Source organism: Paenibacillus sp. UNC496MF, from assembly GCF_900113915.1.
In the GTDB taxonomy this organism is placed as follows: Bacteria; Bacillota; Bacilli; order Paenibacillales; family Paenibacillaceae; genus Paenibacillus_Z; species Paenibacillus_Z artemisiicola.
This window is the reverse complement of sequence record NZ_FORE01000010.1, coordinates 34,279-58,242: the sequence shown is the minus strand read 5'-3', so window position 1 is coordinate 58,242 and position 23,964 is coordinate 34,279. Positions and strand designations below refer to the sequence as shown.

At 64.4% G+C, this 23,964-nt stretch carries 22 protein-coding genes and 1 pseudogene; 6 read left to right on the top strand and 17 right to left on the bottom strand.

All coding sequences use genetic code 11. From position 1 onward, the window contains the following. Positions 1-146: 146 nt before the first annotated feature. From BMZ79_RS18115 to BMZ79_RS18080, 8 genes are all read right to left on the bottom strand, one after another. The gene (locus tag BMZ79_RS18115) at positions 147-1,406 is read right to left on the bottom strand and encodes an FAD-dependent oxidoreductase (RefSeq protein WP_090642258.1); all 1,260 of its coding nucleotides are present in this window, start codon (positions 1,404-1,406) and stop codon (positions 147-149) included. Between the two features lie 129 nt (positions 1,407-1,535). Continuing rightward, entirely contained in the window at positions 1,536-3,098 is a 1,563-nt protein-coding gene (locus BMZ79_RS18110) for an extracellular solute-binding protein (RefSeq protein WP_090642256.1), read from the bottom strand. A gap of 87 nt (positions 3,099-3,185) precedes the next feature. Beyond that, positions 3,186-4,061 (bottom strand): carbohydrate ABC transporter permease, encoded by an 876-nt coding sequence (locus tag BMZ79_RS18105; RefSeq protein ID WP_090642255.1) that lies wholly within the window; start codon positions 4,059-4,061, stop codon positions 3,186-3,188. Between the two features lie 15 nt (positions 4,062-4,076). Beyond that, positions 4,077-5,021, bottom strand: coding sequence for an ABC transporter permease (locus BMZ79_RS18100; RefSeq protein ID WP_090642688.1), 945 nt, complete (start codon positions 5,019-5,021; stop codon positions 4,077-4,079). A 271-nt stretch (positions 5,022-5,292) separates the two neighbouring features. Continuing rightward, the gene (locus tag BMZ79_RS18095) at positions 5,293-5,850 is read right to left on the bottom strand and encodes an RNA 2'-phosphotransferase (RefSeq protein WP_090642253.1); all 558 of its coding nucleotides are present in this window, start codon (positions 5,848-5,850) and stop codon (positions 5,293-5,295) included. Positions 5,851-5,883: 33 nt separating this feature from the next. Next, positions 5,884-6,360, bottom strand: coding sequence for a GNAT family N-acetyltransferase (locus BMZ79_RS18090; RefSeq protein ID WP_256252870.1), 477 nt, complete (start codon positions 6,358-6,360; stop codon positions 5,884-5,886). Then, on the bottom strand, positions 6,306-7,322 hold the full coding sequence (locus tag BMZ79_RS18085; RefSeq protein ID WP_090642250.1) for an SDR family oxidoreductase: 1,017 nt from the start codon (positions 7,320-7,322) through the stop codon (positions 6,306-6,308). Before BMZ79_RS18085 ends, BMZ79_RS18090 begins: the two co-directional genes overlap by 55 nt. Before the next feature lie 136 nt (positions 7,323-7,458). Next, positions 7,459-8,166, bottom strand: a complete 708-nt coding sequence (locus tag BMZ79_RS18080; protein ID WP_090642249.1) for a DUF421 domain-containing protein — start codon at positions 8,164-8,166, stop codon at positions 7,459-7,461. A 177-nt stretch (positions 8,167-8,343) separates the two neighbouring features. On the opposite strand from BMZ79_RS18080, the gene BMZ79_RS18075 reads away from it, so the two are divergent. The 5 genes from BMZ79_RS18075 (at position 8,344) to BMZ79_RS18055 (ending at position 13,986) form a co-directional block, all read left to right on the top strand. Then, positions 8,344-9,939: a spore germination protein gene (locus BMZ79_RS18075; protein WP_090642247.1), complete on the top strand. Its 1,596-nt coding sequence runs from the start codon at positions 8,344-8,346 to the stop codon at positions 9,937-9,939. A 33-nt stretch (positions 9,940-9,972) separates the two neighbouring features. Then, positions 9,973-11,184, top strand: coding sequence for a Ger(x)C family spore germination protein (locus tag BMZ79_RS18070; protein WP_090642245.1), 1,212 nt, complete (start codon positions 9,973-9,975; stop codon positions 11,182-11,184). After that, positions 11,181-11,408 carry a hypothetical protein gene (locus tag BMZ79_RS18065; protein WP_090642244.1) on the top strand — a complete coding sequence of 76 codons (228 nt, stop codon included), beginning with the start codon at positions 11,181-11,183 and terminating at the stop codon, positions 11,406-11,408. The genes BMZ79_RS18070 and BMZ79_RS18065 overlap by 4 nt, the downstream gene beginning before the upstream one ends. Before the next feature lie 26 nt (positions 11,409-11,434). Continuing rightward, positions 11,435-12,835 (top strand): GerAB/ArcD/ProY family transporter, encoded by a 1,401-nt coding sequence (locus BMZ79_RS18060; protein ID WP_090642242.1) that lies wholly within the window; start codon positions 11,435-11,437, stop codon positions 12,833-12,835. Between the two features lie 104 nt (positions 12,836-12,939). Next, positions 12,940-13,986, top strand: a complete 1,047-nt coding sequence (locus BMZ79_RS18055; RefSeq protein WP_090642241.1) for a hypothetical protein — start codon at positions 12,940-12,942, stop codon at positions 13,984-13,986. A 189-nt stretch (positions 13,987-14,175) separates the two neighbouring features. On the opposite strand, the pseudogene BMZ79_RS18050 reads toward BMZ79_RS18055, so the two are convergent. Together BMZ79_RS18050 and BMZ79_RS18045 are read right to left on the bottom strand one after the other, a co-directional pair. Beyond that, positions 14,176-14,487: pseudogene (locus tag BMZ79_RS18050) on the bottom strand (ABC transporter substrate-binding protein); the annotation flags it as partial. A gap of 133 nt (positions 14,488-14,620) precedes the next feature. Beyond that, a complete protein-coding gene (locus BMZ79_RS18045; RefSeq protein WP_090642686.1) occupies positions 14,621-15,064 on the bottom strand; it encodes an Rrf2 family transcriptional regulator in 444 nt (147 codons plus the stop codon). Positions 15,065-15,423: 359 nt separating this feature from the next. Between BMZ79_RS18045 and BMZ79_RS18040 the strand changes: the two genes are divergently transcribed. Next, positions 15,424-16,632, top strand: a complete 1,209-nt coding sequence (locus BMZ79_RS18040; protein ID WP_090642239.1) for an MFS transporter — start codon at positions 15,424-15,426, stop codon at positions 16,630-16,632. Between the two features lie 104 nt (positions 16,633-16,736). Here BMZ79_RS18040 and BMZ79_RS18035 read toward each other — a convergent pair whose 3' ends face one another. The 7 genes from BMZ79_RS18035 to BMZ79_RS18005 form a co-directional block, all read right to left on the bottom strand. Next, complete coding sequence (locus tag BMZ79_RS18035; RefSeq protein ID WP_090642238.1) at positions 16,737-17,195, bottom strand: hypothetical protein; 459 nt, start codon at positions 17,193-17,195, stop codon at positions 16,737-16,739. A gap of 65 nt (positions 17,196-17,260) precedes the next feature. Next, entirely contained in the window at positions 17,261-17,671 is a 411-nt protein-coding gene (locus tag BMZ79_RS18030; protein WP_143088989.1) for a hypothetical protein, read from the bottom strand. Next, on the bottom strand, positions 17,668-18,939 hold the full coding sequence (locus BMZ79_RS18025; RefSeq protein ID WP_090642235.1) for a ParM/StbA family protein: 1,272 nt from the start codon (positions 18,937-18,939) through the stop codon (positions 17,668-17,670). The genes BMZ79_RS18030 and BMZ79_RS18025 overlap by 4 nt, the downstream gene beginning before the upstream one ends. Before the next feature lie 251 nt (positions 18,940-19,190). After that, complete coding sequence (locus tag BMZ79_RS18020; RefSeq protein WP_090642233.1) at positions 19,191-19,718, bottom strand: CBO0543 family protein; 528 nt, start codon at positions 19,716-19,718, stop codon at positions 19,191-19,193. Next, positions 19,715-20,179 (bottom strand): hypothetical protein, encoded by a 465-nt coding sequence (locus BMZ79_RS18015; protein WP_218154716.1) that lies wholly within the window; start codon positions 20,177-20,179, stop codon positions 19,715-19,717. Before BMZ79_RS18015 ends, BMZ79_RS18020 begins: the two co-directional genes overlap by 4 nt. Before the next feature lie 358 nt (positions 20,180-20,537). After that, on the bottom strand, positions 20,538-21,731 hold the full coding sequence (locus BMZ79_RS18010; RefSeq protein WP_090642683.1) for an MFS transporter: 1,194 nt from the start codon (positions 21,729-21,731) through the stop codon (positions 20,538-20,540). A gap of 100 nt (positions 21,732-21,831) precedes the next feature. Beyond that, complete coding sequence (locus BMZ79_RS18005) at positions 21,832-23,784, bottom strand: elongation factor G (RefSeq protein WP_090642230.1); 1,953 nt, start codon at positions 23,782-23,784, stop codon at positions 21,832-21,834. Positions 23,785-23,964: the final 180 nt, after the last annotated feature.

Sequence of the window (23,964 nt, the reverse complement as noted above, 5' to 3'; positions counted from 1 at the left end):
GGTGTAGGCGCCGACGGCGCGGCAAGGCATCGGCCTTCCTCCGCGGCGCGAACGGCCGCCCGCCCTCGCAAAACGGCAACGAGGCGGCGCCCCTACGGGCACCGCCATTGCCGGAAGACCGCCCTCGCTTCGCGCTTCGGCCTTGGTTATGTTGTCGTCACGCGGAAGCGGACGCCCTGCCGTTCCAGGATGCCGTGCAGCTTCGCCATGGACACGTCCTTCGCCGCATCCCCGTCGTCCAATGCGATCGCCGCCGCCGCTCCGGCGGCCTGGCCGAGCGCGTAGCAGGTCGCCTGCACGCGCATCGAGGACATCGCCACGTGCGTCGCCGAGATCGCCCGGCCGGCCACGAGCAGATTGTCGTACGCGGCCGGCACCATGCAGCGGTACGGGATGTCGTAGCCGTCCACCTTGCGCTCGTCGGTCGTCTTCTGCGCGTCCGGGCTGTGAATGTCGATCTCGTAGTTCGTCTGCGCGACCACGTCCGCGAACCGCGCCCCATCGACCACGTCCCGCTCCGTCAGCGTGTAGAGGCCCTCGATCTGGTTCGTTTCGCGGACGCCCGTCTGCGGCGCGATATGCGCGATGGCGTACGTCTCGAAGCCGGTGCGCTGCAAGTAATGCGCGATGGAGAACACCTGACGCAGCGCCTCCGTCTCCGCGAAATTGACGTCCGCGAGCTTGGCGCCGTTCGCCTTGACGCGCGACATGTTGACGAGCAGCGTGCCGTCGCCGTGCTGCTCCCAGTACAGCCGCCGGCCCTGCGGCAGCTCGGCCACGTCGCGATAGAAGTAGCAGCCCTCCGGCAGCACCTGCTTCACCGGCTTGCCGGTGTCCTGCATCGTGAACATGAGCGTCATCGGCTGGGTCAGGCCGTCCGACTCGCGGCCGGCATGGTACGGCACGCCGGCGTCGATCGCCACGCGGGCGTCGCCGGTGGCGTCGATGAACACGCCGCCCTCGAACGCCCGCAGCCCTTCGCGCGTGGAGACGACGACCGCCTTCAGCCGCCGGTCCTCCGTCACCGAGCCGACGAATTCGCTGTGGAAGAACGCCTGCACGTTCTCCTTCTTCATCTTCTCGTTCAAATACTGCCGCAGCAGAAACGGCGAATACTGCGGCGCGATGGATTGATCGTGGTCGGCCGGCAGAAACTCCGCCAGCATCTCCGCGATGATCTCGCGGTAGATGCCCGTCACGTTGCCGACCGGCATGAAGATGCTGACGTTCGCGAGCGTGCCCATGCCGCCGAGCTGCGCGGATTTCTCCAGCAGCGCGACCGTCTTCCCGCAACGCGCGGCGGCGATCGCGGCCGCCGTGCCCGCCGGGCCGCCGCCGATCACGACGACGTCCGTGCGCGAGTGGGTATCGACGTTCCGGGTGAACGAATACTGCGTGCTTGCCATGAATGAGGACTCCTTTCGATTCGAGGCGACGATGCCCGCGCCATGCTCGCGGCACGGCACGGGCCGGTTCGCCCCCTTAAGCGGTAGGATTGCGAATCATCCGATAACTCTGCTTCTACTACGCGGCCATTATTTGACCGTGGCGTACCAGTCGTTGATTTCCTTCGCGCTCGCTTCTTCGCCGGCCGCCTTGTACTTGGCCCGGAACGCTTCCAGCCCGGACAGCGGCTCCGCGCCCGCGATCAGCTTGATCGTGTAGTCGCCGACCATGGATTCCAGCTGCAGGTTGTTCTTGGCGTATTCCGGCATGTACGGCGCGAGGCCGAGCTTGTTCGGGATCTTGACGTCGTCCGGCTGCTTGTTGTTCAGGAAGTCGAACGCCTCGAACATGACCGGGCTCTTGCGGACGCGCGCCTGCCAGTAGAGCGGGTAGTTCGTCTCGTCGGTGCCCGCCATGTAGTTGTTCGCGAGGTTGCGCTCGTCGTTGAAGATCGGCAGAATCGGCGTATACGCGCCGTTCTCCATCTTGAAGTGCTTGCCTTCCTCGCCGATGGCCAGGTCCTTGAACGTCGCCGGATCGAGGCTCGCGTTGATCCATTTGACCGCGTCCTCCGGATGCTTCGCCGCCTTCGGCACGAACGTCAGGCGGTCGAAGCCCGCGTTGGCCGCGAAGCCCGCCTTGCCGCCCGGCCCTTTAAGCGCCGGCACGAAGGCGAATTTGGCGTCCGGCGCGCTCTTCGCGAGCGCGTCGGAGATCGTCGGGATGTCCGCCCAGTGCACGATGATGGCGCCCGCCTTGCCGCTCGAGAACTTCTCTTTGGCCGTCGCGTCCTTGTTGACGACGAATTGTTTGTCCAGCAAGCCCTGCTTGTAGAGGTCGGCCATGTAGGTAATGTAGTCCGTGTACGCCGGGTCGAGCACGCGCGGCACCAGCTGGCCGCCGACGTCGTTCCAGCTGTTCGGCATGCCGAACGCGCCGACGATGTTGTCGAGCATCGGCAGGTCGCCGCGGATCGTGAGCGGCACGTCCTGATCCCCGTTGCCGCCCGGATCCCGATCTTTAAACGCTTTCAAAACGGCGGTGAGCTCGTCGGTCGTCGTCGGCATCTTCAGGCCCAGCTTATCCAGCCAGTCGGTGCGGATCAGGATGCTGCTGTTGATCGGGTACGTGACGGACGTCGGAATCGCGTACAGCTTGCCGTCGACCTTGAGCGCGTCGATCGACGCCTGCTTGATCGAGGCCTTGATGTTCGGGCCGTACTTGTCGATCAGCGGCAGCAGGTCGACGAGCGCGCCCTTCTGCGCGTAATCCGAGTATAGTGCCAAGTCGCTGTAGGTCGTAACGAGGTCGTACGGCTCGCCCGAGGACATGATCAGGTTCAGCTTCTCCGCGGACTTATCCTGCGGGAGCATGTCGTACTGCACCTTGTAGCCCGTCTTCTCCTCCAGCATTTTCGCGACCGGATACGCGTTGTAATCCTCGTTCTGCCAGATGTCGAGCCGCTTCAGCTCCGGCTTGGCCGCATCGTCCGCCGCGTTGCCCCCCGCGTCCGCCGCGCCGGCGTTCGTACCGGCGTTATCCCCGGCATTATTCCCGGCGTTATTCCCGCCGCCGTTCGACGAGCAGGCCGCCGCGGCCAAGAGCAGCGCCGCCATCGCGGCCATCAGCATGACCTTCACAACCTTCTTCATTGCATGACCCTCCTATATGGTAGTATATATCATTAATCTCGCGGCATGCCGCCAAGAATTAATGCGCGTGCGGTTTGCGGGAACCGATCAGCCCTTCACGGAGCCGATCAGCACCCCTTTGATGAAATATTTCTGCAGAAACGGATAGACGAGCAGGATCGGAATCGTCGACGCGATGACCGTGGCCGAGCGCACGCCCTCCGCCGGCACGTTCATCAGATCGTCCGCGCTCCGGTTCAGGGCCGACGACGTGTCGGCGTTCATGACGATGTCCTGGAGGTACAGTTGGAGCGGCATCAGGGACGCGCTGTTGATGTAGAGCATCGGGTTGAAGTAGTCGTTCCAGTAGTACACCGCGTAGAACAGCCCGATCGTCGCGAGCACGGGGCCGCTGAGCGGCAGGATGATGCGGAAGAGAATCGTGTAATTCCGCGCCCCCTCGAGCTTCGCGGACTCCTCCAGGCTCGCCGGGAGACTCTCGAAATAGCTCTTGACGACGAGCAGGTTGAACACGCTGACGAGCGCCGGCAGAATGAGCGCGCCCAGGTTGTCGATCAGATCGAGCTGCCGGATGAGCAGGTAGTTCGGAATGATGCCGCCGTTGAACATCATCGTGAAGATGAACAGCACGATGAGCGGCCCCGTGCCGGGCAAGTCCCGCTTCGAGAGCGGGTACGCCGTCATCGCGGTCACGAGCAGCGACGCCAGCGTGCCGACGACCGCCACGAGCGCCGAGACGAAGAGCGCGTGCAGGAACTGCCCGGACGTGACGACGAACCGCATCGTGTCGAGCTGGAAGCCGACCGGCACGATGCCGACCTTGCCGGCGACGATCGCCCATTCCTCGCTGATCGACTTCGAGAGCACGTTCGCGAAGGGAAGCAGGGTCGCGAGCCCCATGAGCGTGAGCGAGATATAGATCACGGTATCCAGCGCGTAATCGCGGATTGATGTGCTGCGCATCGTGTTTATCGCCTCCTACCAGATGCTGCGCTGCAGAAATTTTCGGCTGAGCATGTTGCCGATGACGATGAGCAGGAAGCCGACCGCGGAATTGAACAGGCCGACCGCCGTGCTGAAGCTGTAATCCTGCTGGCCGAGGCCCATGCGGTACACGTACGTGCCGATGACGTCCCCGCTCTTGTAGACGAGCGGGTTGTACATCGTCAGAATCTGCTCCGTGCCCGCTTCGAGCAGGCTGCCGATCCGCAGGATGAACATGAGCATGATCGTCGGCAGCATGCCCGGCAGCGAGATGGAGACCATCTGCCGGATCCGGCCCGCGCCGTCGATGGCGGCCGCCTCGTACTGCTCCTGGTCGATGCCCGCGATCGCGGCGATGAAGACGATGGCGTTCCAGCCGATCTCCTTCCACCCGGCCGTGAAGACGACGACGACGCGGAACCAGTGGTTTTCCGTCAGGAACGAGATCGGCTGTCCGCCGAACGAGCGGATCAGCTCGTTCACGAGCCCCCCGGTCGGGGACAAGATGTTGATGAACAGGCCGGAGATGATGACCCAGGACAGGAAGTGGGGCAAGTAGATGATCGTTTGGATCGTCCGCTTGAAGACCATCCGCCGCACCTCGTTCAGGAAGAGCGCGAGCACGATCGGAATCGGGAACAGGATGACGATCTTGTACAGGCTGATGAGCAGCGTGTTGGCGAGCACCCGCAAGAATTCGTCCGAGCGGACGAGCTTGCGGAACTGCTCCAGCCCGACCCAGTCGCTGCCCTTGATGCCGCCGAAGATGTTGAAGTCCTGGAACGCGATCACGATGCCGTACATCGGCGTGTATTTGAACAGGAGGAGGAAAATCACCCCGGGAATCAGCAGCGCATACATGTCGAGATTGCCGCGGATCAGCTTCCCCCGGCGGCTTCCCGTCCGTTCCCGCGGGGCTGTCTTGCTATCGAGCGCCATATCGGCCTTGCTCATGTCCGTCACCTTCTTTAAGTCCGTCGTGCTTTTATTGTAGTGAACGGGCTTCCGCGGCTGTAGCGGGCAATCCTTCGATTTCTGGTCGATTTGTATAGAAGTTCGGGGGAAACGCAAAAAAGGACCTCGTTCGAGGCCCTATAGGGCGGGCGGCCGCGGGATCGGTCGTCCGCCCGGGCAGCCGTGCGCGTTTAGATTGAAACTGTTCCACGTGGAACGGACGCGGGCGTCCGGTCGTACACAACCGGCCTGGCGCCTATTCCCCTTCCGGCACCGTTACGTACCGCCACGGCACCTCGTCGCACAGCCATACGCCGTTCGCCGACAGGTAGAACCGGCGGCCGTCGAGGCGCATGGCGGCGGCGTCCACGTGCAGGGCCAGCGGCCTGCCGTGACGGCGCCCGACTTCGACGGCAGCGGCGCGGTCCGCCGACAGGTGCACGTGCCGCCGCGCGCCCGGGCGGATGCCCTGCGCCCGGATGCCGTCCAGGAAGCGCGTCGCCGTGCCGTGATAGAGCTTATCCGGCGGGACGGCCTCCGGCAGCTCCACGTCCACGCCGACGGAATGCCCTTGGTTCGCCCGGATCTTCGTCCGGTCCTCGTTAAAGCCGTACCGCTGCTTGTCGTTCTCCCGCACGATGCGCGCCAGCGCCTCGAAGTCGATCGCTTTGCCCGCCCGCGCGCAGCCCGCGAGCAGCTCACGCACGTCGGCCCAGCCGTTGGCGTCCAGCCGGATGCCGGCCGCGGACGGATCGTGGCGCAGCACGAGGCTGAGGAACCGCCCCAGCGCCGCGTCCCTATCGCGTTGCGTCATGATGTCTCCCCCTTTTCGGCTTGCCGGCCGCCGTTACGTCCGCCGCCGGTACGTCGCTTGGATAAACCCGCCGAAAACGTCATGGCTGAACGCGAACCCGCGGCTCAAGTAGAACTTGAGCGCCGCCTCGTTGCCGTTCGACACGAAGATGAAGACGACTTCCGCGCCGCGGAAGCCGTCCAGCCAGTCCATCGCCATCCCGAAGAGCTTCGAGCCCAAGCCCGGATGGCGGTATCCGCCGCGGATGTAGAGATTGTTCAGGCAGCCGGCCTTGTCCGGCAGGTCGTCCCAGTCCGGGTTCCGGCTATCCGCCCAACCTGAGCGCGCGAACGGGAAACAGGCGAAAACCCCGCCAAGGGTTTTCGCCTGCTTCCCGTTCCGATATTTCCGGACCGATGCTCCCGTTCCGATATTTCCGGACCGATGCTCCCGACCTGACGCGCCCTTTCGTCCGGCTAGCCCTTCACCGCCGCGATCGCGCCGTTCAAGGCATCGATCACCTTGTCGCACCACGCGTCGAACTCGGGGTCCTCCTTCTGCAGCTCGGGATGCGCCAAAATATGCGCCACGGTCTCCCGCACGCCCTGGTCGAAGCGCGTCGTCGCGACGAACTCGGGCACGAGCCGCTTCAGCTTGGCGTTGTCGAACGCGACGGAATTCGCCTTGTCCCCGATCAGCCCGCCCGTGAAGTCCTCGCGGCTGCACGCGGCCAGAAATTCCGAAGAGACGTGGACCGCTTGCAGCTTCACGCCGAGCGCGTCCGCGATCGCTTCATAGATCTGGTTCCAGGTCAGCGTCTCGTCGGACGTGATTTGGACCGCTTCGCCGATCGCGCGGCGGTTGCCCATCAGGCCGATGAAGCCTTTGGCGAAGTCGCGGTTATGCGTCATCGTCCACAACGACGTGCCGTCGCCGTGGATGAGGACGGGCTTGTTCGCGAGCATTCGTTTCGCCACCTGCCACGAGCCGTTCCGGCCGTGCACGCCGAGCGGAACCGAGCGTTCGTCGTAGGTGTGGCTCGGCCGCACGATCGTGACCGGGAACCCCTGCTCCCGGTACCGCTTCATAAGATAGTCCTCGCACGCGATCTTATTGCGCGAGTATTCCCAATACGGATTGGCGAGCGGCGTGCTTTCGGACACCCGGTAATCGGACAGCGGCTTCTGGTAAGCCGAGGCCGAGCTGATGAAGATGAATTGCTTCGTCTTGCCTTGGAACAGCCGATAGTCCCGCTCCAGCTGCTCCGGCACGAAGGCGATGAAATCCGCCACGACGTCGAATTCCAGCTCCCGGATCAGCTCGGCGACACGCGCCTCGTCGTTGATATCCGCCTGCAGCACCTTCACGTTATCCGGCAGAGCCGCGTTGCGGTTCCCCCGGTTCAGCACGTACAGCTCGCACCCGTTCGCCGCCAATTGCCGCGTGATCGCGGAGCTGATGATGCCGGTCCCTCCGATAAACAGCGCTTTCATAACAAGCCACCTCCGAATGGAATTGAGAACGATTCGCCGATAAGTCTCGTTCCCTCTATTCGCGATCCGGAGTCGAGATTCCTCTAAATGCCTATTTATTCGGCCGGCACCGCGCCGCGTCACCCGGTCATGGCCGTCACTCCTTGTCGACCGGCCGCCGGATGCGGTCCTCGTACCCGTCGACGAACAGCTGCCCGTGCGTGCCCCGGACCGCGTAAAACACGTCCTCCAACCGCTTTCCCCGCCGGCCCAGCTCCCGCTCCAGCCACTCCCGCGTCAGCCCGTTCGCCTCGAGGTTCCCTTCCACCAGCGCGCCGTCCATGACGAGCTCGACCGGGAACGACTGCGGCTTGGCCTTCAGCTTGAGATCCTTCCGGGTCGCGGCTTGAAAATCATCCTTTTTCAGCACGGACAGCACGCCGTTATCCTCCAGCACGGCATACTCCACCTCGCCGATGTTGAAGATGCTCTGTTCCCTTAACGCTTGGTCCAGCGAGTCCAGCGAGTAGCGGATTTTGCGCATGTTGTCTTCAAGAACGCGGCCGCCCTCGATGAGCACGGTCGGCGAGCCCGAGATCCAGTTCCGCATTCGGCGGCTTTTCAAGGCGATGACGGACAGCAGCAGCGATGTGCCCGCCATGACGACGAGGGCAAGCACCATATGGAGCGATTTGATTTGAACGTTGAACGCCAGATTGCCCGCGATCGCTCCTAAGGTAATGCCGGTCACGAAATCAAGGAACGTCATGTTGGATACCGTCTGCTTGCCGAGGAGCTTGGCGACCAGCAGGAGCAGCAGGATGGCGATCACGGCCCTAAGCAGCACGTCGACGTATTCGTTCATCCGCGCACCTCCTTTTTCTACTACGATGTCCATTTCCGCCCTTTGTCAATCGCTCCCTCGCCCCGTCCCTTCGCGTCCGATCCGCCGTCCGCGCCCGGCTTCGAAACCCGCCCGCGATGGTTTTAAACCGTCCGGTTATGGAGATAGTGGTAGAAAGTAACTGATCCGGGTGATGACATGGTCGATTTCTATCAAGCATTCCGTAAATTGAAGGCGAAATCCGCCTCGAAGCCGACAGGGCAGGGCACGGGCGGGACGAATGCCGCGAACGCGCTGCCCGCGTCGCTGGCCGCGACGCTGAGCCAAATCGAAACGCAGCTCGGCGGCAGCACGGATCTCGTCATCCGCCGCTTCGTCATCCGCACGAACCGGCAGCCGCACGCCGCCGCCGTCGTCTACATCGAAAGCTTGTCCGACCCGAGGCCCCTGCTTGAATCGCTGCTCGTCGAAAGCAGCGAGACGCAGCTGTTTCTGCAGCCCGACGATAACACCGAGCCCTTGCGGTTGATCCGGGAATACATTCTGAAGGTCGGCGACATCGGCGGCCTCTCCGATCTCGATACGCTGTTTCATGCGATCCTGTCGGGCGATTCGGTCGTGCTTATCGACGGCCACGCCGAAGGCATCGTCGCCAGCACCCGCGCGTGCCGGGACAGGGGCGTCGACGAGCCTTCCTCCCAATCGGTCGTGCGGGGACCGCGGGAAGGCTTCACCGAGACGCTCCGCACCAACTCCGCCCTCATCCGGCGAAAGATCAAGGATGCCAACCTCTGGATGGAGACGCGGCAGATCGGCAAGGTCACGATGACCGACGTCGCGATCATGTATATCAGAGGCATCGCGAACGACAAGATCGTCGAGGAAGTCCGCCGGCGGCTGGACCGGATCGACATCGACGGGATCCTGGAGAGCGGCTATATCGAGGAGCTGATCCAGGATGAGACGTACACGCCGTTTCCGACGATGTACAACTCCGAGCGCCCCGACGCGATCGCCGGCGGACTGTTGGAAGGCCGCATCGCCATCCTCGTGGACGGCACGCCGTTCGTCCTGCTCGTACCCGCGCTGTTCGCGCACTTCCTGCAGACGCCGGAGGACTACTACCAGCGGGCGGACATCGCGTCCCTGCTGCGCATCCTCCGGTACGTCTGCCTGTTCATCGCCATGTTCGGGCCTTCCGCGTACATCGCGATCACGACGTTCCATCAGGAGATGATCCCGACGCCCCTGCTCATCAGCGTCGTGGCCCAGCGCGAGGGCATCCCGTTCCCGGCGTTCATCGAAGCGCTGTTGATGGAGATCACGTTCGAGATTCTCCGGGAAGCGGGCGTCCGCATGCCCCGCACGGTCGGCCAGGCGGTGTCGATCGTAGGCGCGCTGGTCATCGGGCAGGCCGCGGTCGACGCCGGGCTCGTCGGACCGGCCATGGTCATCGTCGTCGCCATCACGGCGATTTCGAACTTCGTGATTCCGTCGTACAACATGGGGATCTCCATCCGCATGATTCGCTTCGTGTTCATGATGCTCGCCGCGTCGTTCGGCCTGTACGGCATTCTCGTCGGAACCATTATCATGATCCTGCATCTGTGCAGCCTGCGTTCGTTCGGCATTCCGTACATGGCGCCGTTCGCGCCGTACGCCGCGGAGGACCAGAAGGACAGCATCTTCCGGGTTCCGCAGTGGGCGATGCTGACCCGGCCGCGGCTGATCAGCCAGACGAACCGGACCCGGCAACAAAGCGACCGGCCGCGGAAGCCCCCCTCCCGCGGCTAGCCGCATGGACTCGAAGAAAGGGATGAACCCGGCATGACGGCAAACCGAGCACTCAAACTCTCCCTGATCTCCCTGCTCGCGCTCCTGCTGACGGGCTGCTGGAACCGCAAGGAACTGAACGAAATTTCGATCGCGACGGCGTACGGCTTCGACAAGAACGGCGACCGGTACGGCGTGTCGGTCCAGATCGTCAACGCCACCGAGATCGGCGCGGGCAAGGGCAGCGGCAGCCGCGTTCCCGTCCTAACGGTGCAAACGAACAACGAGCGCTCGATTTTCGAGTCGATCCGCGAGATGGGCACGATCGCGCCGCGTAAAATTTATTCGTCCCATCTGCGGATCCTCGTCATCGGGGAAGATCTGGCCCGGGCGGGGATCGCCAAGGTGCTTGACGGGCTGTCCCGGGACCACGAACTGCGGACGGACTTCTACATTATCGTTGCCCGTGGCGCGACGGCGAACCAGGTACTGCGGATCCTCACGCCGCTCGAGAAGCTGCCGACGGACAAATTGTACACCTCGCTCGAGACCTCGCAGCGCAACTGGGGCGTCTCGGCGAAGGTCGACCTGCATCAGCTCATCTACGATCTGGTCGACCAGGGCAAGGATCCGGTACTGACCGGCATTCGCATCGTGGGGGATATCCGAACCGGCGGAACCCGGAGCAACTTGAATTCGGTGGCCGCTCCCGCTTATATGCAATACCAGGGGCTCGGCGTGTTCCACAAAGACAAGCTCGTCGGCTGGCTGAACGACAAGCAGAGCATGGGCTACAACTTCATCCGGGGCAACATCAGCAGCACGATCGTTCAACTGCCTTGTTCCGGCGGGGATGACCTGGATGTGGAGCTCATTCGCATGAACCACCGAATTAAGGGGCGGATCGTGGACGGCGAGCCGCGGATCGAGGTGACCGTCAAGGCGGAAGGCAACATCGGCGAGGTCGAGTGCGGCATGAACATCGCGACCAACGAAGCGATCGAGCTGCTCGAGAAGGAGCTGAGCGACCAGATCGAAAACATGATGAAAGCCGCTGTCGCGCGGGGCAAATATTACAAATCGGACATCTTCGGCTTCGGGTCGGCCATCCATCGCGCCGACTACCGGGCGTGGAACCGGATGAAGAACCGCTGGGAGCAGGAATTCGCCGACCTCCCCGTCCATATCGCCGTGAACGCGAAGATCCGCCGCACCGGCTCGATCGTGGAATCGTTCCTGGAACGGATGGAGGCGGAGTCCGATTGATCTGGATCGTGCTGATCATGGCGGCCCTCGTCGTTCGTTTCCAGTACCCCCGGCTGAAACGGAACGGGCAGAAGAAGGAACTGGCGGTGTCGGCATGCCTGCTGGCCGCGGCCGTCACGCTGAGCATGCTGCAGAGCTTCCGCGTCGAGCTGCCCAATCCGCTCGATTGGCTGACCGTCGTCTATAAGCCCTTGAGCAAAGCCGTCTTGTCCATGCTGAACTAGTCCCGACGGAGAGGAGCGTCCGAACGATGACCGAACAAGGCAAGATCAATGCGCGGCAGCTGGCGATCCTGACGCTCCTCTTCAGCTTGGGCAGCTCGATTCTGATCGTCCCTTCGGGCCTTACGGCCGTCGCGAAGCAGGACGGGTGGCTGTCGGCCCTCGTCGGCGTCGGCATCGGCATGCTGCTCATCGGGCTCTACGTCGCGCTCAGCCGCCGTTATCCCGGTCAAACGCTCGTGCAGTTCGCCGAGCAGATTCTCGGCACCTGGCTCGGGAAGCTGGTCGGACTCTTGTTTTTCTCGTTTTATTTGCTGCTCGCTTCCCTAGTGCTGCGGAACGTCGGGGACTTCATCACGACCATCGTCATGCCGGAGACGCCGATCCAGATCGTGCATTTGCTGTTCATCATGGCGATTCTGACGGGCGCGAGCCTTGGCCTCGAGGTCATCGCGCGCACGGCGGAGATCTTCCTGCCGTGGATCATGACCATGCTGCTGCTGCTGATCGTGTTCCTGCTGCCCCAAATCCAATTCGACCGCATCCAGCCCGTCTTCGAAGCCGGGACGAAAGCGATCATCCACGGCAGCCTGTCGGTCATCAGCATTCCGTACCTGGAGCTGACCGTCTTCCTGATGATCATCCCCTCCGTCAACAAGACGAACATCGGCATGCCGTTCCTGAAGGGCGCCATGCTGGGCGGGCTCGTCATCGTCGTCATTACGCTGCTGTGCGTGTTCGTCCTCGGCTGGGACTTCGCCTCGCGGCACACGTTCCCCAGCTACACGCTGGCGAAAAAAATCCAGGTCGGCGAATTCCTCCAGCGGATCGAGGTGCTCGTCGCCATCATTTGGTTCTTGACGATCTTCTTCAAGCTGTTGCTCTGCTTCTACGCCGCGCTGCTCGGCTTCGCCCAGGTGCTCCGGCTGCAGTCGTACCGCCCCATGATCGTGCCCTTCGGCATCCTCATCGGCGTCCTGTCGATTATTGTCTACCCCAACATCGTCTATTTCCGGGTGTTCGCCGGCGAGATCTGGCCGTTCTACTCGGCCACCTTCGGCTTGTTCCTGCCGCTCCTGCTGCTCGTGGTCTCGTGGTTCCGGCCCCCCGCCGCCAGCGCGACGGGCGCTGGAAGCGGTTCGGGCGAAAGCCCGCCCGGCGGGGGGCAGTCGGGCGGGAATCAGCCAAGCGATAGCCAGTCTGGCGGGAATCAGTCCGGTCATGGACAGCCGGACGGGAACCAGCCAAGCGACAGCCAATCGGGCGGGAATCAGTCCGATCATGGACAGCCGGGCGGGAACCAGTCAAGCGGAAGTCCGTCCGGCGGAAGCCAGCAGAGTGAGAGCCAGCCGGGCGGCGGCTCTAGCGAGAGTTCGTCCGGTGAAGGCCAGTCGGGCGGGAATCCATCCGGCGGGAACCAATCCGGCTAAACAAAAGCAAAAAATAGCGCCGAAAGCAAAGGAAATCTCCCCCGAATCCCCCGGCATTTGGTAGGATGGAAGTGATAGCCCATTTCCGCAAAGGGGGAGACGGCATGAACGTAGGCAGGGCCAAGCAGGCCGCGGCCGCATGGGTGAGGTCGCAGGCCGCGCGGGAGAGCAGCTTCCGCGGCGCGTATTTCAGCGGCTCCACGATCGGGATGCCGGACGAAGCCGAGCTGCCGGCGTCGTCCGACGTCGACGTGGTGGTCGTGACGGGGGAAGCGGAGGCGCCGCTCAAGCCGGGGAAGTTCCGGTATGACGGCACGCTCCTGGAAGTGACGGTGCTGGCTTGGGACGACCTCGCCTCCGCCGAGAGCGTGCTGGCCGACTATCACCTCGCCGGCAGCTTCCGCATGAATGGCATCATCGCCGACCCCGACGGCCGGCTCGGGCGGCTGCAGGCGGAGGTCGCCCGCCATTTCGCCGACGAAGCATGGGTGCTGCGCCGCTGCGCGCACGTCCGGCAGCGCGTCGAGGCCGGCCTGCGCGGCATCGATTACGGCGCGCCGGTCTACGACAAGGTCACGCAGTGGCTGTTCCCGACCGGCGTGACCGCGCATATGCCGCTCGTCGCGGCGCTGCGCAATCCGACGGTGCGCCGGCGGTACCCGGCCGCGCGGGAAGCGCTGCAGGCTTGCGGCCACGCCGGCGCGTACGCGGAGCTGCTGGACCAGCTCGGCGGCGCGGCGCTCGCTCCCGCCCGGGCCGAGCGCCATCTCGAGGCGCTCGCCCGGACGTTCGACGCCGCCGCGGACGCGGGCCGGACGCCGTTCTTCTTCAGCAGCGACATTACGGCGGACGCCCGGCCCATCGCCATCGAGGGCAGCCGCGCCATGATCCGCGCCGGCGACCACCGCGAGGCGATGTTCTGGATCGTCGCGACGTTCGCGCGCTGCCTGAAGATTCTCGGCGCGGACGCCCCCGGGCTGCTGCCCGCTCACGTGCCCGCGCTCGAGGAAGCCGCCGCGGACCTCGGCATCGCGTCGGACGGGGACATCGCCCGCCGCGCGGAGGCGACCCTCGCGTACCTGCCCCGGCTTTGGGCGACGTGCGAGGCGATCGTCGCCGCGCATCCGGCGATCGTCCGGCCCGGCCGTTAAGGCCGGCCGGCGGCCACCGGCGGAACGCATGGCTATTGCCGGATGCATCGGCCAGCCGGATGCGCCCGCCCGGGCGCCCGGGCGCCGGGCGGCACCAAACCGCGTCCCTGCCAAAAAGCCCGCGCATAGGCGCGGGCTTCGTTGGCTTAGGCGGACGTTCGGGCGGGCGCCCGCGTTGACTCCTGAGTCTTAGCTGCCCAGGAAGCCTTTCTCGAAGATGTCGAGCAAATATTCGAGCGTCGTCGGATCGCTGTACGAGGACGCCTCCGTGTCGATCTCGATGACGTGCCCGTTCTTGACGGCCGGCACGTTCGTCCATGCCGCCGTCTTCATGATCGCGTTGTCGGACGCGCTGCTCCGGCTCAAGACGACGTAATCTCCCGCGTACTGCGACAGCACCTCCGGCGACAGCGTGTAATAGCCCGGTCCGAGGGCGTCCTTCTTCACTTTCTCCGGCATGCTCAGCCCCATCGCCTGGTACAGCAGCTCGGTGCCGCGAGCAGGCCTCGGCCGCGCAACATTATCGCCGCCAAAAAAAGACCGTCCGGAAGCGAGCTTGCTTCCGAAACGGTCTATATCGGTCTATCGCGACCCAGGCGTCCGGCGCTTACGGCGCCGCGCCGTCCTCGCGCGTTCACCGCGCCGCGCTCCGCTTGATCTCCTTGGCCAGCACGTCGACCAGCTCCGCCATCGTCACCGCCGCAAGCACGCCTTCCATCGCGTCCTGCGCCTTCAAGAGCAGCAGCCGCAGCACCTGCTCGATGTTGGCGCCGACCTCGCAGTCCGGGTTCGGCTGCCCGTGGACGTGGAACAGCTTGCCCTCCTCCACGACCTCGACCGCGCGGTAGACGTCCAGCAGCGAGATCTCGGCCAGCCCGCGCGCGAGCGACGCCCCGCCGCTGCCGGCGCGGACCTTGGCGAGCCCGGCCTTCTTCAGCTGCCCGAGCACCCGGCGAATGACGACCGGATTCGTCCCGACGCTGCCCGCGATCCATTCCGACGTCTGATGCTCGTTCGGATTGATCGCCAGGAGCGACAGGATATGAACGCCGATGGAAAATCTACTGCTGATTTGCACGTTCAACACCCTTTCGTTGTAGTGATTATAGGTACGACGGCTTTCGTTTGTCAACCGCGGTGCCGGAGCGGAACGCGCCGCCGATTCTTCTCTTCTTCGCGCCCGGGGCCGGAACGGAATTCTTCATGTTTGCGCTTACATCCGATTGTCGTTTTTGCATGTCTGAAACCGAAGCGCTTTCATTCGGTACGATTGATGGAAATTTCGTAAAATCCCTTGTATTCTCGCCCGGCACGCCACACAATAGGGGTTAGCTTCCGGCGGCCGACGCGCCGCCGGAGCTGATTGGTTTGCGCAAAGCGAAAGCCTGCGCCGCCTTCAGCCATGACGCCACACAACACGAAAGGTGAACGTATCTCATGGAATTATCGCATGCTTCCGTCCCCCGTCCCGCCGTTCGCAAGAAGCCGTCCGCGCTTCCGCTGCTCTCGCTGACGCTCGGTGCCTTCGCGATCGGCATGACGGAGTTCGTCATCATGGGCATTCTGCCGAACGTCGCGGACGACCTGCACGTCAGCATCTCCGCCGCGGGCCAGCTCATTACGATGTACGCGCTCGGCGTCGCCGTCGGCGCTCCGATCCTGACGGTCCTAACGCACAAAATCCCGCAAAAGCAGCTGCTCTGCTTCCTGATGGGCCTCTTCATCCTCGGCAACGCCGTCTCCGTCTTCGCGCCGAATTACGCCGTGCTCATGGGCGCCCGGCTGCTGACCGCGCTGACGCACGGCACGTTCTTCGGCGTAGGGGCCGTCATCGCCTCCGGGCTGGTCGCGCCGGACAAGCGGGCCGGCGCCGTCTCGATGATGATGGCGGGCCTCACGATCGCCAACATCATCGGCGTGCCGGTCGGCACGTTCATCGGCCAGCATATGGGCTGGCGGGCCTCGTTCGCCACGATCGCGCTCATGGGCGTCGTGACGCTCATCGGCATCCTGATGCTCATCCCGAAGCTGAAGCCGGAGGCGCCCATCGGCATCGGCAAGCAAATCGCCGCGCTGGCAAGCCCGCGGCTGCTGCTGTTCCTCTTAATCGCGGTGCTCGGCAACGCCGGCCTGTTCGCGGTCTTCACCTACATCACCCCGCTGCTCGTGCAGGTCGCCGGCTTCGCCGAGCATAGCGTCACGTGGATACTCGTCCTGTTCGGCTGCGGCGTCACGCTCGGCAACATGGTCGGCGGCAAGCTCGCGGACTGGAAGCTGATGCCGACGATTCTCGGTCTCTACGCCGCGATTTGCGTCATTTTGACGCTGTTCGCGTTCACGGTCCACAGTCCGGCGGCGGCCGTCGCGACCGTCTTCCTCTGGGGCGCCGCCTCGTTCGCGGTCTTCCCGGGCCTGCAGGTGCGGATCATGAGCTTGGCGAAGTCCGCGCCGGCGCTCGCCTCCACGACGAGCCACTCCGCCGGCAACCTGGGCAACGCGGCGGGCGCGTTCATCGGCGGCACCATCATCACGCAGCTGTCGCTCGAAGCGCTGCCGTTGGTCGGCGCCGCGCTGGTCGTCGCGGCGCTCGCCGTCGCCTTCGTCTGCCTCATGCTGGACCGCAAATCCGCGGCGACGAAATCGTAACCGCCCGCGCATGCGACACCCCAAACAGCCCCGGCTCCTTGCCGGGGCTGTTTGCGTATCGTCTCGCGGACCGCGGAGCTCCCTCCGGCGCCCCCGCGCGCGTATCAATTCGCGATCTGCCGCCATTCCGGGAACTCGTCCAGGTAGCCGTACAAGCTCAGCTCCTGCAGCGAGCGGCGGATGTTCTCCTCGTCCTCCCCGGACTGCGACGCCATCTCGAGCAAGCTGTGCAGTTCGACGCGCGGATGCTCCTTGCAGAAAAGCAGCAGCCCCTTCGCCGACCAGGACAGCCGGTCGTCCTGGAAGACGCCGACCATGCGGCGGAACAGCTTCAGCGGGAGAATCTTCAGCTCGACGAGCCGCTGCAGCGCCTTCACCGCCTGCTTCTCGTCCATCCGCCCCAGCTTCGCGATCTCCGCCACGTTCGGAAAATGCGATTCCGTGGCGAAGCACTTCAAGATGATGTACACCATTTGCGAATGAATGTCGAGGCCCGCTTGGTGAAACACTTCCTCCGACAGCGTGTAGCTGCGGGTTCCATCGTTCTGTTGTCCGTTTGGCATGTCTGTGTCCTCCTTCTTGCCGTTATCGGTACCGGCCCGGCTTGGCGCCTCCCGCCTCCGGGCCGCTAGGAGCGAAGCTTGCCGGCGTTGCGGCCGGCCTGGCGGAAGATCTCGTCCAGGCTGAACGCCTTCGCGGGAACCGCGGGCTGCGCGGCTCCCGTCCCGAAGCCGTCGTCCTCGTCCGCCGGCTCCGGCGGGAAGCCGTCCTCCTCCGCGTCGCGATCGAATCGTCCCGCCGCCGCTTCGCGCGCGCCCTCGGCCTCGTCCCCGTCATCGTCCATGCGGGACAATGCCTCCAGCGCTTCTTCGCGAACGATATGCCGGATCAGGATGTCCATGACCCCTTGGCTGAAGACGCCTTCCGCCTTCAGCCGGTTCAAGTACCGAATGACCTCGGGCGGCGTGTCGGCCGGAATATAGAGCGTGACGTCCTTGCCGGGCGATACCGGCACCATCGATCTGCGTTTTTTCTTCAAGCCTTCCCGCTCCCGCCGCCTTCAGGCTTCCTGGCGGGGTCGGCCGCCGCGGGCGCGGCGGACTGGGCGGTCGCGCCGGGCGCGCCGGGCGCGGCGGATTGCTTGTCGGCGGCAGCCGCGACCTCGGACTCGGCTTCGGCCTGATTCAGGGCATGCCGCAGCAGGAAGAACGTGCCGCGGGCGTTGCGGAACTGGCTGTACTCCGTCTGGTCGAAGCGCAGCGGCAAGCCGAGCTCGGCATTCAGCTTCTCGATCCACGGCTGGAGCACGATCGCCCCGCCCCCGATGAACCAGAACTCGTTGGCGTACCGGACATGCTTCCAGGCATTGCGGGCATACTTCAGCACCTTCTCCGCCAGGATGCGCATGTGGCGGTTGACCAGCGGCGTCATGTCGAACGCGACCTTGCCCTCGGCATAGATCTCGTACTCCTTGTTGACGAGCATGAGCGTCAGCTCCGCCGTGCTGGAGATCAGCTCTTCGCCTTGGGCATTCACTTCGTTGCGGATGTTCTCGAGCGCGTCGTTCAGGTAGATCTTCGCGCCGGTGGAATGCCGCTGATCGAGATCGAGCCCCGGCCGGAAGAACGCGATGTCCATGTCCACGCCGCCGACGTCCGCGATGCCGAAGCCCTTATGCGCCAGCTGCGTCTTGGCCGTCGCCTCCATGTCGTAGACGCCGGAGACGTCGTCGATGCTGATGCCCGTCGGCAGGACGAATTCCAGCTCGACGGTAACGCCCTTGAAGCCCGGCGTCGTCACGAACGCGACCGAATGGACCCCGCCCGCGATTTTCTGCGCGAATTCTTCGCTGAACTTCGTGATTTCGCGGATCGGCAGGCCCGTGCCCAGGTTAACCGCGGCCTTGATGCGGTTTTTGCCCCGCGCGATCGCGTCCTCGTGCTTCTTCGCCACGGCGTACGCCGCCGCCGTCAGGAGCGTCACCATCGTCTCGGGCCGCTGCGCCTTCTTCTGCACCGCCTTGTCGCCGACGATCTCGTGCACGATCCCTTCGTCGCCGATCGCCAGGTTGCCCACGTACACGTGCCGGTACTGCTCCGAATCCAGCGCGGGCGAGGTAATCTGCACGTCGAGAAAATCGAGGGGGTCGCCCTGCTCCATCAGCAGGTAGCGCTCGCCGAACGGCTGCGCCACCACGTTCGGGAAAATAAACGCGTTGCCGAGCTCGTCGTAAATGCCTTTGATATGGCTGCTTCCGTTATCGATCGCTAAATCCAGCGTTGCGGTAAGAATATCCTGTTTAACCATGTGGTTTTGTCCTCTCCCAACCTTATGAGATTCTATATAGATTCGCAGGGTCGGCGGGACTTCGGAGGTTTATTAGGAGTTTTTAACAATTTTGTGTCCGGGGAGGGGCCTTGGCTCGGATTGAGCGCCAAGTTTAACGGTTAAACGGCATCGTTTAAAAGGTAAAGTTCAACAGATGCCTTTCAAGCTTTAACGTTTGCCTTTTAAACTTTACCTTTTACCTTTTAACGTTCGTTTCGATGCCGTCCGGGTCAGCCCGGCGGATCCTCCGCTCCCCCCGCCCGCCGGCGCCCGATGACCGCCCCGGCCAGACGGAGCGCCAGCAAATTCAGGAGAATGACGGCGGCGTAGACGAACACGGAATAATACAGATGCCAGCCATGGTAGCGAAACACGCCCGCCTTCGACGCCGCCCATTCCAGTCCCGTAATCAGCAGCGTCCAGCCCGCGACGTACAGCACGCGCCGGTAGCCGGACGGCTTCCACCGGTCATAGAGGTTCAGCAGAATATATAACACGGGCGGGTATAGGAAGAAGTACAGCACCATATCGAACCACTCGTACTTCTGCACGTCGTTCGCGTCGTACAGGTTGAGCGGCGGGAGCGCCAGAATGAAATCGCCCACTTTGCCCAAATAAACGTTAAACAGGTAGACGAACATCGTGAGCGGCGTCGGAAACCGCCGCGGCAGCAGCAGGGAAACCGTCAGCACGAGCGCGATGCTGATCAGGATGAACCATTCGTTCGCGTCGAATCTTCGGGGCGGATAGAGCATCATAAGGCGGCCTCCCGCTTGCGAAGCGAGCGGCGGAACCAGGCGGCGAAGCCCCAGGCCGGCAGCAGCACGGACAGCCACTTCAGCGCCGAGTAGCCGAGGTTCCACCTCTGCGCCTTCCAATAGCCCAGCTGGTCGAACAGCAGCTCCGTGCCGTACAGTCCCAGCAGCGCCGCCGCCCCGATCGCGAGCTTCAGGACGAGCGAGGCTTTCGGCGAGAACCACGCGTACAGCACCCACAGCAGCAGGCACGGCGCGACGGCGAGATGGCCCAGCATCAGAAACCAGCTGACGGATGCCCGCCGGGACGGTTGGATGAAGCCCAGGTTGAGCGTAACCATGCCGCAGAACTCGATGATGAAGACGTTCAGCGCCATGAAGGCCGCCGCGATCTCGATCGGGCGGAATACGTTTCGAAGGCCGAGGAGCGACCAGAAGCCTCCGGCGGATAGGAGAATGATCACGATGAGCGATAAGACCAAGCGTAACGCCTTCTTTCCGGTAAATTGGCGTTGCCGAGAGCACCGGTACGGCGACTCATGCTAAAGTGTTGCCATTATTGCCAAGAAACTCTCGGTCGGGGCGCAATTCGCCGGATCGCGCCGTCATCGCCGCCGCGCGCGAACGCCGCGAACGTCGCCGGACAAGCCGCGCCTGAGCCGGCCGGCAACGCAAAAGGACGCCCCGAAGGGCGTCCTTGGAATGACGGTGATGCCAAGACGATATGAGAATGCGAATAATGCCAATTCGATTCGCCATGGCGACATGATGGCGGTGCGACGGCAGCCGCCCCCGCGGGATTCGCGTCCCGCCCGTCGTCCGTTATGCGCGAACCTTGTCGTCCTTGGGCAGGAATACGGCCAGCACGCCGAGCAGCGGCAAGTACGCGCACAGCTTCATCATGAACTCGATGCTCGTCGCGTCGGCAACCCAGCCGAGCGCGGCCGAGCCCAGCCCGCCGATGCCGAACGCCAGGCCGAAGAACAGGCCCGAGACGAGCCCGACCTTGCCCGGCAGCAGCTCCTGCGCGAACACGACGATGATCGAGAACGCCGAGGAAAGCACGAAGCCCGCGCAGATGCACATCGCCGCCGTCCACGCCAGGCTGCCGTACGGCAGCAGGATGGAGAACGGCGCCGTGCCGAGAATCGAGAACCAGATGATGTTGCGGCGCCCGTAGCGGTCCGCGAGCGGCCCGCCGAAGAACGTGCCCGCCGCCGAAGCCGCCAGGAACGCGAACAGGAACAGCTGCGCGTGCTGCACGGTCACGCCGTAATGATCGATCAGATAAAAGCTGTAATAGCTCGACAGGCCGGCCATGTAGATATGCTTCGTGAAGACGAGAAACACGAGCACGGCGATCGCCCAGCCGACCTGCCTGCGCGTCAGCGGCGAAGCCGCGGCGCTCTCCCGCATCGCGTCGGCGGCTGCCTTCGGCTTGGCCGCCGGGCGGAGCAGCGGCGCGTTCTGGCCGTACCAGCGGGCGACGTACGCCTGAATGATCATCGCGGCGATCGCCGCGATCGAGAACCAGAGCACGCTGATCTGCCCGAGCGGCACGAAGATCGCGGCGCTCATGACGGGACCGAGCGCGCCGCCGATGTTGCCGCCGACCTGGAAGATCGATTGCGCCAGCCCCCGCTTGCCTCCCGCGGCCATATAGGCGACGCGCGACGATTCCGGATGGAAGATCGCCGAGCCGATGCCCATCATCATGACCGCGAGCACGAGGTAGACGTACTCGGGCGCGAGCGCGAGCCCTACGACCCCGACGAGCGTGAACACCACGCCGACCGGCAGGATGTAAGGGCGCGGGCGTTTGTCCGCGTACAGGCCGACGAGCGGCTGAATGACCGCCGCGGTCATGTTCATCGCGAAGGCGATGAAGCCGATCTGCTTGTAGCTAAGATCCATCGAATCCCGCAGCACCGGGAACAGCGCCGACACCGTCGACTGCATCGTATCGTTCAACAGATGCACGACGCTGATCGCGAACAGAATCGGAAATACGGTCATGCCGAGCGGCACCGACCGGGATAATGCTTTGGCCACCTTGATTGCCCTCCCCCAACGACTCCGAATTGCCTGAACCGCCGGCCGGCCGGCCCCGCGGCCGTTATAACAAGTGCATCTTGGCTTCCGCTTCGTCCCACGGCACCGTGTAGCCGTGCCCCTTCGCGCAGAAGATCGAGGACGAGCTGTAGAGCGGGTCCGCGTCCTTCCGGTACGCCTTGCGGGCGATGACCTCGCGCTCGTCGTGGCAGCGGTCGTACCCGTCGAAGACGAGCCGCAGCGTGCCTTTGCCGTGCGTGTACGCGGCCAGCTCCGCGCCGTATTCCATGAACGGCGCCACGGGCACGCGTCCCGTCACCACGGCGTGCGACGCCGTCGTCGCGGGCGGCCCGAACTGCCCGGACGCCCGCTGAATATCGGACAGCACCCGGCCCAGCTCATCCAGCTCCACCCGGATCTTGAACGCGTAATACGGCTCGAGGAGCACGTTCTCCGCCTTCTCCAGCCCCTGGCGCAGCGCCCGGAACGCCGCTTCGCGGAAATCGCCGCCGTGCGTGTGCTCGTTGTGCCCGGCGCCGGTCAGCAGCGTGATCCGGACGTCGGTCAGCGGCATGCCCGTCAGCAGCCCGTGATGGTCCCGTTCGAAGAGATGCGTCCGGATCAGGTTCTGGTTACCGACGCTGAGGTCGTCCGCGTGGCAGGCGTTGACGAACGTCAGGCCGCTGCCCCGCTCGCCCGGCTCCAGCAGCAGATGGACTTCGGCGTAATGCCGGAGCGGTTCGAAGTGGCCGTAGCCGCGCACCGTCGACCGGATCGTCTCCTTGTACAGGATCTCCGGCGCGCCGAACGCGACGTCGAGCCCGAAACGGTCCTTCGCCAGCTGCCGCAGCACCTCGAGCTGAATGACGCCCATGACGCGGATATGAATCTCCTGCAGGCTCTCCTCCCAGACGACGCCGAGCGACGGATCCTCCGCGTTCAGCATCCGGAACGCCTTCAGGACCTCCTTCGCGTTCAGCGTCTCGGCGAAGACCACCTTCGACGTCAGCGTCGGCATGAGCTCGTAGCCGATCCGGTCCGCGCAGGCGCCGAGGCCTTCGCCGGTCTCGGCGCCCGACAGGCCGACCACCGCGAACAGATCGCCCGCCGCGACGCGGTCGACCGCCTGCGTCTTGCTGCCGTTCACGAGGAGCAGCCGCGTCGCCTTCTCGCCGGTCCGCGCCTCGCCGGCGCCGTAGAACAGCTCGTCGCGCACCTTGAGCTCGCCGCTCAGCGCCTTCGCGTACGTCACCCGCGCGCCGCTCGCGTCGTGGCGGATCTTGTACGCGCGTCCCCCGAAGGGCGCCCGCTCGTCGTACGCCGTGACCGTCAACGCGTGCAGCCGTTCCAGGAACTCCGTCACGCCGACGTCCTGCAGGGCGGAGCCGCTCATGCACGGATAGAGCCGGCATTCCCGGATGAGGCGCCGCAGCGCCTCCAGCCAGAACGCCGCGTCTCCCGCGCCCGCCAGAAACGCCTCGAGCAGCGCCTCGTCGCGCTCCGCCAGGCTTTCCCGCAGCGCCTCTCCGATTTCCCCGCCGGCGAAACTGCCGGTCAGCGGGCATGCGTCCGGCGTCAGCTGCGCGCGGATCTCCGCGAGCGCGCGATCCGGGTCCGCGCCGGTCCGGTCCGTCTTGTTCAGGAAGAAGAACGTCGGGACGCGGTGCTTGCGCAGCAGCCGCCACACCGTTTCCGTATGGCCCTGCACGCCCTCCGCCGCGCTGACGACCAGAATCGCGTAGTCCATGATCCGGATCGCCCGCTCCATCTCCGGCGAGAAATCGACGTGCCCCGGCGTATCGACGAGGTAGTACGTGTCGCCTTCGTAGGTCATGACGGCCTGGTCCGCGAACACCGTAATCCCGCGGGCGCGCTCGATCTCGTGGCTGTCGAGGTAGGCGTCCTTATGGTCGACCCGGCCCCGCTCCCGGATGCTTCGCGTATGGTACAGCAGCTGCTCGGCCAGCGTGGTCTTGCCCGCATCCACGTGGGCGAACATGCCGATCGTGATTTTCATGCGTATCCCCTTGCTCTCGCAGTCGATTGTCCGGCTTGAAGCCTGCCCCGCTATCATAACACAGCGGACGCGATCGCGGACCGGTTTTGTCCGCCGCGGACGCCGGATCGCGCGACCCCGCTGCCATCGGTCGTTGCGGCCCCGCAACCCGCGGTTGCGCCCCGCAGCGCCCCGCCGGAC